At 45.6% G+C, this 7,752-nt stretch carries 8 protein-coding genes; 1 reads left to right on the top strand and 7 read right to left on the bottom strand.

The window, feature by feature from the left end; translation table 11 throughout:
• From ACWVCM_RS03865 to ACWVCM_RS03840, 6 genes are all read right to left on the bottom strand, one after another.
• Positions 1–867: CsoS2 family carboxysome shell protein (locus tag ACWVCM_RS03865; protein WP_455200395.1), on the bottom strand; the 867-nt coding region annotated here is incomplete at its 3' end.
• 107 nt (positions 868–974) lie between these two features.
• Positions 975–1,319: a ribulose bisphosphate carboxylase small subunit gene (locus ACWVCM_RS03860; protein WP_455200394.1), complete on the bottom strand. Its 345-nt coding sequence runs from the start codon at positions 1,317–1,319 to the stop codon at positions 975–977.
• Between the two features lie 60 nt (positions 1,320–1,379).
• The gene (locus ACWVCM_RS03855) at positions 1,380–2,795 is read right to left on the bottom strand and encodes a form I ribulose bisphosphate carboxylase large subunit (RefSeq protein WP_455200393.1); all 1,416 of its coding nucleotides are present in this window, start codon (positions 2,793–2,795) and stop codon (positions 1,380–1,382) included.
• A 471-nt stretch (positions 2,796–3,266) separates the two neighbouring features.
• The gene (locus tag ACWVCM_RS03850; protein ID WP_455200392.1) at positions 3,267–3,752 is read right to left on the bottom strand and encodes a ribulose bisphosphate carboxylase small subunit; all 486 of its coding nucleotides are present in this window, start codon (positions 3,750–3,752) and stop codon (positions 3,267–3,269) included.
• 539 nt (positions 3,753–4,291) lie between these two features.
• Positions 4,292–5,140: a 4,5-DOPA-extradiol-dioxygenase gene (gene ygiD, locus ACWVCM_RS03845; protein ID WP_455200391.1), complete on the bottom strand. Its 849-nt coding sequence runs from the start codon at positions 5,138–5,140 to the stop codon at positions 4,292–4,294.
• A gap of 239 nt (positions 5,141–5,379) precedes the next feature.
• On the bottom strand, positions 5,380–5,628 hold the full coding sequence (locus ACWVCM_RS03840; protein WP_455200390.1) for a YgaP family membrane protein: 249 nt from the start codon (positions 5,626–5,628) through the stop codon (positions 5,380–5,382).
• Positions 5,629–5,759: 131 nt separating this feature from the next.
• Here ACWVCM_RS03840 and ACWVCM_RS03835 point away from each other — a divergent pair, with 131 nt between their 5' ends.
• Positions 5,760–6,638, top strand: a complete 879-nt coding sequence (locus ACWVCM_RS03835; RefSeq protein WP_455200389.1) for a LysR substrate-binding domain-containing protein — start codon at positions 5,760–5,762, stop codon at positions 6,636–6,638.
• Between the two features lie 549 nt (positions 6,639–7,187).
• Here ACWVCM_RS03835 and ACWVCM_RS03830 read toward each other — a convergent pair.
• Positions 7,188–7,388: a hypothetical protein gene (locus ACWVCM_RS03830; RefSeq protein ID WP_455200388.1), complete on the bottom strand. Its 201-nt coding sequence runs from the start codon at positions 7,386–7,388 to the stop codon at positions 7,188–7,190.
• Positions 7,389–7,752 lie beyond the last annotated feature (364 nt).

Here is a 7,752-nt window from a genome sequence, read left to right as displayed (position 1 = left end):
TTTATTAAAAATATCTGCGCCAAGGTATTCGGTACCAGTGACCGTCCGGCAAGTACTAGGTTCGTCTCCCGTCATGTTTTCCTGACGACCCACCATGGTTCCGGTAACAGGTTGTCCGCTAACGGTTACACTGGCACCCACTTTCCAGGATGCATCTTCCGCTGGTCCCGCTTCGACGTTAGCTGTTTTACGTTGACGACCACAAGGTGCAGATTTCTCCTGACCTGCGTTGCCATTTTTACTGCGCTGTTCACGCAGTTCTTTGGCAAGTTCACGTCCAGACAATTTGGGATTGCTCTCTCGAGCAGCTTGCGCTTCACTGACTGCAACGGCGCCGGCACCCGCCTTGCCAAATTTCGACAAAGCCTTACGACGTGCCAGTGCAGCAGTTTTAGCCGCAGAACTTGAAGCAACCTTTGGCGTACGAACTGCAACAGGTGCTTTTGGCATCGCGCTCATCGTCCTGTCCTGGCTATCTCGGTTCACACAAGTATCTTTCCTGGTACCGCCACACCCACAACCGCAGCCTTTTTCGGCTGACTGTGCTGTCTGTGCATCCTGAGCTTCCGCTTTAGCCGGATATTTTCTTGAACCTGTTCGAGTACGGTCCTGGCTGCCAGCGGCAACTTTGCCACTTACAGACATTGCTTTACGCCGTGCCAGCGACACTTCACGAGCGCTCTTACCTGTACCTGACATCTTTGCAGGTGCAGGTTGCGTCGCAGAAGGAGCACTTGCACGACTGGCTGGCGCAGGATTTCCACCAGCAAGTTTAAGCGCTGCTTTTCCACCCACCGACATTGCCTTGCGTCGCTCAAGTGCCATTGCCCTGGTGCTGTTTGCTTTTGCCATTGCAGCTTGTGACATGTTAAACCCGCCTCTTGCGTTAATCGTTAATACTTTGACTGTTAAAACTGTTACCTTTCAACCACTACCATTAAAAATGGTCACTACCGATATTCAGGATATCGACTTTAAGCATGACCTTCGAAAACAACGAAGTTCACACCCTGGCTTTGGGTATAGTTGTCATATCCAATCAGTCGAATATGGTGATCAGGATAAGCTCGACGGCAAGCTTCGAGTTCTTCCATCACGCGAGCCGGGTTTGATTCGCCGAACATCGGTAACTTCCACATGGTCCAGTAGTGATTTGTTGCACCTGTTGGATGTTCATGTTCAATGGAAGGTGTCCAACCCATGGAAACCATATACATAATCTGTTCATAAACTTCTTCTTGTGTAAGCTTGGGCAAAAAACCGAAAGTCTCAAGCGTTTGAGAGGTCTGGAAATCACCTTGCTGATTTGTCATTGGCATTGTTTTATCCTCTTAAATTAAATCTTTAATCTAGTGTTTGCTTTTTTAAACACGTCCCGCTTAAGACACGTCCAGCTTGTCAACGGTATCGAACTCGAACTTGATCTCTTTCCATGTTTCCATGGCGACTGCCAGTTCGGGACTGCTCTTGGCTGCTTCGGTAAGAATGTCACGACCCTCTTTCTCAATCTCGCGACCCTGGTTACGCGCCTTAACACTGGCCTCAAGTGCGACGCGGTTCGCGGCAGCACCGGCCGCGTTACCCCAGGGGTGACCCTGTGTACCACCACCAAACTGCAGTACGGAATCATCACCAAATATTGTAACCAGTGCAGGCATGTGCCAGACGTGGATACCGCCGGAAGCAACAGCGAATACACCAGGCATAGAACCCCAGTCCTGATCGAAGAAAACACCACGTGAACGATCTTCGGGAACAAAGGATTCTCGTAACTGATCCACGAAACCTAATGTGGAAGCACGATCACCTTCCAGCTTTCCGACAACGGTACCGGTGTGCAGATGGTCACCACCAGAAAGACGCAGACACTTGGCCAGTACACGAAAGTGAATACCGTGTTTTGGATGACGGTCGATTACCGCGTGCATCGCTCGATGGATGTGTAACAACATACCATTCTTGCGACACCAGTTAGCCAGACCGGTATTCGCTGTGAAACCACCAGTTAAAAAGTCATGCATGATGATGGGCATACCCAATTCTTTTGCGAACTCTGCACGTTCGTACATATCTTCAGGAGTTGCCGAGGTAACATTAAGATAATGCCCCTTACGTTCACCGGTTTCCTGTTCCGCTTTCTGGATAGCTTCCGCTACAAACTCGAAACGATCGCGCCAGCGCATGAAAGGCTGAGAGTTAACGTTCTCATCATCTTTGGTGAGGTCCAGACCGCCGCGCAAACATTCATAAACAGCACGGCCATAGTTCTTAGCAGACAGACCAAGTTTCGGTTTGATAGTACAACCCAGCATTGGTCGTCCGTATTTATTCAGGCGATCACGTTCAACCTGGATTCCCGCTGGCGGACCACCACAGGTCTTGATGTAAGCGATAGGAAAACGAATGTCTTCGAGACGCAAATGACGCAGCGCTTTAAATCCAAACACGTTACCGACCAGAGAAGTCAGCACGTTGACCACGGAACCTTCTTCGAACAAGTCAATGGGATATGCAATGAAAGCGTAGAAAGACTCAGGGTCACCTGGTACGTCTTCGATGCGATAAGCACGTCCCTTGTAGTATTCAAGGTCAGTCAATAATTCTGACCATACCGTACTCCAGGTACCGGTTGATGATTCCGCCGCTACCGCAGCAGCAACCTCTTCGCGTGGCACACCTTCCTGTCCAGTACATTTAAAACACGCCAGTAAATCGGTATCTAATGGAACGTAATCCGGCGTCCAGTACATATCGCGATATTCTTTTACGCCTGCATCATAAGCTTTCGAGGCCATTGGTCAGCTCCTTTAATTCATTAAGTGAGTGAATCTGAGTTAAAATTTTGAATTGAGGAGAGTCTATGCAGGCGGTGAAATCATTACTAATCGATATTTCTTTAGGATTGCATAGAGCGGGAGTTATGAATTGGGAGAAGGCGTGATTATCGTTGCTATAGATAACCGGAGGATGGGCAGGCAATAAGCAGTGCCTAAAATATCAAATTAGTTTGTTAACTGACTGTAATTTAATAAGAAATCTTAAGTACTCAGGCTCACTAGCTCTCCGTTTTCGTAGACCAGTTCGATTAAAAAAGTTTAGATTCCACACATAAATAACAGGATAAACAATGGGTGCTTTCGTCGATGTATAGACGAATGACAATGAATTCAGAAAGGAATATGTATAGGAAAAAATCGCTCAGATCTCAGAATAGCTTGTTATCCGATCCATTTAGTTACGGAGTGTTTAGAAATATAAATAACAAACTAATTTGAAGCAGCCTCCCAAACGATAAGCGTACCTGCCAGTGTTCCCGCTGCTGCCAGAAATCGCCACGCTTTATTACCCCTGGCAGAAACACTTTCATCCACAGGCTGGTGCCATTCCTGATTTGCTGCTTCAGAAGCAACAGCTACGGCTACCGGGGCTTTGACATTAAGACCAGACTCCACAGGTTGATACACACTGTAAACCATGCGTGTTTGGGGTCGAACTTTTTCAGCATGAATTCGAATTTCCCGATCAGGGAAGTATGCGTAGCATGAATCGATTGCTTCCATAACATCGTCAGAAGAAGTGATCGCAAAAAAAGTAGAATCCCACTGTAGCCAATCTGATTGTCCCTGAGCATTGCGACCTGAGTACTCTATACGAATAATCCAGTCACCCATCAGGCTCTGGTCAATAAAATTTTCTATATCTTTACGATTATTCAGTGGTGCAACAGGATCAAGTTTTTCTGCAAGCCACATAGTCTCAGTACTCCTCGTTGTATTCGGAAATAACCCTGGCTTTTGTTAAAGACCTTAAACGAAAGCCTTAAATATAATTCGAAACAATTTTTAATTAACTTACTTTAACCACGACACTGAGAATAGCCGACAAATTTAGTCAGGAAAACCACGCGAAAATTTGTGTCTTTTAAAAAATGCTCTCACTCATAAAGAAATACTGATGTTTCAGATTAGTTGAATTTTCATTTGTTTATTTCAAAAAGCGCTCAATCTATGAGCACAAATCAATCACCCTGAAATTAAATAAAAAATACAATCACTTACCTCCCCATCAATAATCAATTAATCCTGCGCTCCAAAACAGCAAAGGAAAAACACTCACCCGAATGGGCCGTAAAAAATATCTATAAATGTTTTTAGAAGATTCCGAATCAACCTATAGACACAAAGGTAGAAAGGTAGAAAGGTAGAAAGGTAGACAGTGAGAGGACGCGTGATCTCAGAATAGCAATGAGTACTTTGCAGCGGTAGCGTGCGAATTGAAACGGTCAAACGCCTTAATGTGATCCAAAAATAACATTCCTCATCGAAAGTGATCCCAGGTCAAATCCTTCTGTGGGAAAGCTGACGCGATCACTTTCATCTGCCGCACCGGCTGCGTAAAGCAGGGGCAACCAGTGTTCCGGCGTGGGATTGGCGAGTTGTCCATCGGCGCTATCGGGCCACAACGATAACAGTGTTTTGATGTCATGTTGAAGTAACGCCTGCTTGACGGCTTCATCAAAACGGCTTGCCCAGTCGGGCGTAACTGAAGTACCGGCTCGCATTTGCTGGAATGCATCACGCAGGTTGTGGACCACATTGCCGCTGGCGATGATTAATATGTTGCTGTTACGAAGCTCGGCAAGAGAACGACCGATTTCATAATGCTGCTGTACATCAAGACGATTATCGATACTTAGTTGAACCACGGGTATATCCGCTTGCGGATACATCCAGCGCAACACCGACCAGATACCATGGTCCAACCCCCAGTCATCACTGAGTTGTACGCGCTCCTTGCCAAGCAGATCACGTACTGATTCGGCGAGCGCGAGATCACCCGGTGCCGGGTATTCGATGTTATACAGTGCGTCTGGAAAACCACCAAAGTCATGAATAGTAGGTGGTTGTGTATTGGCTGTCAGGTAACTGCCTTTTGTATACCAGTGCGCCGAGATTGCCAGAATCGCCGCCGGCCGCGGAACCAGGCTCCCCAGTTCGGCATAACCACGACTCCAGCGATTGTCTTCGATCGCATTCATGGGTGAGCCGTGACCGACATATACCACCGGCATGCGGTCACGACTGGTAGTTGCCTGACTTTCTGTTGCATGACTTTCAGTTGCTTGTTGTGTATCTACCATGATTTCAATCCTGAAATATTATAGTGCTCATCTCGGTTCAATCGCAGTCTTGCCAGAGCAAACAGAAGGCAAGACCGTCGGCTGGTACCTGTTACTGGGTTGCCTGGCTTCCAGGCCCCAGCGGTTTCATGTATTCAGCATTATCCCAAAACAGATGCTCTTCTGCGATACATCCGTTCTCCCATCTGGCAATAGTGACCATTGGCATTTTGACTTTATACGTTATTTGTCTTAATCCATTAACTCGCATTGGCAACAGTTCCTTTGAGGTTATCGTCTGATTGTTGTTTGCGAGCAGAAAAAAGATTCACAATCGGATCCCAGCCAACGACACCTGTCATGATAGGGTAGATCGCAAATAGAGGCAGTATCGCTGCTACTCCAATCGGACCGGACTGCAGGGTGACTGAAAATACCATTCCAAGGCCTGCTGCGATTCTGATTACACGATCTGAGTTAGTGATGTTTTCTATGTTTGTTTTGTTCATGTCGATCTCCTTTGTGGTTGAGCGTATAACTTCGTTTGAAGTTGTAGTAAGTATGACTGTTTATTTTAAAATGATAATCCCCTATTATTAGAAATCACTGTTCATATATTTGAACAATCTGGGAGGCTAGGATGGATCTGAATCAGATGCTGATCTTTGGGAAAGTCGCACAAAAACAGAGCTTTACAAAGGCATCACTGGAGCTGGGGATCGAAAAATCCACGGTGAGTATGAAGGTGTCACAATTGGAGGAACGACTGGGGACAAGACTACTGAATCGGACAACTCGTTCGGTAACGCTGACGGAGGCGGGTGAAGGATACTACCAATACTGTCAGCAAGTCATCGAAACTGCGAAAGAAGCAGAGCATTTTGCGGAGACTCTCAGCACAGAACCCCAGGGCTTATTGCGGATTGCTACACCGATTGATTTTGGACAAATCTTTGTGAGCAGCCTGATTGATCCATTTTTAAAAAAACATCCAAAAGTGGAAATCGATCTGGTACTGAGAAATCCACCCGTTGATATTATTAACGAGCGTATCGATCTTGCCCTTATGCCCAGATTCGGCGCCCTGGAAGATTCTTCATTAATTGCTAAAAAAATACTGGATACTGAATTAGGTATTTATACATCACCAGCTTACATAAAAAGGCGAGGTAAACCCAAAACGATGAAGGATTTGGAGAAGCATGATTACATCTGGTTTCCCTATGGAAGTATGGTTTCTATTCCGGCGACCAGGAATGAAGAGAAATATGCAATTGATCAAAAGGCCAGGATTCGCATTAACGATGTTCTGTCCTGTAAACGCGCAGCAATTGACGGGGTGGGTTTTGCCCTGATACCGGAACGAATCGCAGAACAGGACGTTAAGGATAAGAGGCTGGTACCATTATTAACAGACTATACATTCCCTACCGTAACGCTATACGCAATGTATGCAAGTCGGCAGTGGATACCTACCAAACTCAAAGCGTTCCTGGAGCATTTATGGTTATGGAAATAACAACTAACAAACCCTGGACTGCTCCCGATAAGTTGTATCTTCGCCTGTCGGAATAAGTGGCTTTGAGTCAACTTCTAACATTTAATTTATACTGGCCGCCCGCCAGAATAGCAGCAACATGCTCAAAGTACGTTTCCGTGCACATTTATATATAAATAGTTATTTAAAAGCAGGCCAGAGAGATTGGAATCGTATGGAATGGTGATCGCAATTATTTGCTGTTCACTCTCGCTTCTTGATTTTTTCTCGCCAGCGTTGTTTCGAAACACCTGGCGCCAGCCAGTCCCACGATGATTCAGTTATTGCGGCTTTAGCCGGGGAATACATCCCCGGCTTTTTTATACAACCACTGACTAAGCATGTTCGACAGGCGGGAATTGAAGGCTGAAAAAACCATCCCTGTCTATAACCAAACAAGCGTATTTATCACGCAAGATTTTTTTAGATCAAACTTTCAAAGACAGAGTTTATTCCCAAAAGTAATACTAATTGAACAATAACTTGCATGGATTTGCTTCACCCCATCGTTGAAGAGAGGCACACAACCCATTAATAGCGGCCTTCTTTCTCCCAGTAAGAGCTGGATGTTTTCTTCCGATCATCGGTTGTTGCTGGATTTTGCTTCCAGCCACTATCCACACTATCACCCTTATCTAACTGTTCATGCGACCATTTGTCGCCAGAGTTGGCACAAGCAGTGGTCAAAACAATCAAAACCATCATGGTAATACTAAGCAATTTTATTATCATTCCTACGTTCCTCCTTGTTACAGCACTTTCATTGACTAATGGCGTACGTGCTGCTCAAACGTCATCAGCGTGTATTTACTGAAAGTTATTGGGCAAATATTGAAGGTCTATTTACACCGTGGCAACAATTACAGGCGCCATTGGTGGTTGATACGTTCATATAAAGTGTCGGTGAATTAAGCTCGCGCCCTGTAACTGCAGGATAAACTCCTGCAATGACGTTTTAAAGAAGTATCGATATAGATACCAGTTAAAGCACGCAAACAAACGTCTTCATTGATGCGTTACAGAAGCTTCTCAAGCCCCCTGCTCTTGTCCAGTTCAAGCAAGTCCTCATAGCCACCTATATGGTCGCCATCAATAA

The sequence above is a fragment of the Kaarinaea lacus genome, assembly GCF_975902315.1.
The sequence above is the reverse complement of the archived record's forward strand: the minus strand, read 5'-3'. Positions and strand labels throughout refer to the sequence as shown.

Excerpts from the sequence above, each read along its gene's own strand:
- ACWVCM_RS03860 (WP_455200394.1), bottom strand. The coding sequence starts at position 1,319 with ATGCCAATGACAAATCAGCAAGGTGATTTCCAGACCTCTCAAACGCTT.
- ygiD (WP_455200391.1), bottom strand. The coding sequence starts at position 5,140 with ATGGTAGATACACAACAAGCAACTGAAAGTCATGCAACAGAAAGTCAG.
- ACWVCM_RS03840 (WP_455200390.1), bottom strand. The coding sequence starts at position 5,628 with ATGAACAAAACAAACATAGAAAACATCACTAACTCAGATCGTGTAATC.
- ACWVCM_RS03855 (WP_455200393.1), bottom strand. The coding sequence starts at position 2,795 with ATGGCCTCGAAAGCTTATGATGCAGGCGTAAAAGAATATCGCGATATG.
- ACWVCM_RS03850 (WP_455200392.1), bottom strand. The coding sequence starts at position 3,752 with ATGTGGCTTGCAGAAAAACTTGATCCTGTTGCACCACTGAATAATCGT.
- ACWVCM_RS03835 (WP_455200389.1), top strand. The coding sequence starts at position 5,760 with ATGGATCTGAATCAGATGCTGATCTTTGGGAAAGTCGCACAAAAACAG.
- ACWVCM_RS03830 (WP_455200388.1), bottom strand. The coding sequence starts at position 7,388 with ATGATAATAAAATTGCTTAGTATTACCATGATGGTTTTGATTGTTTTG.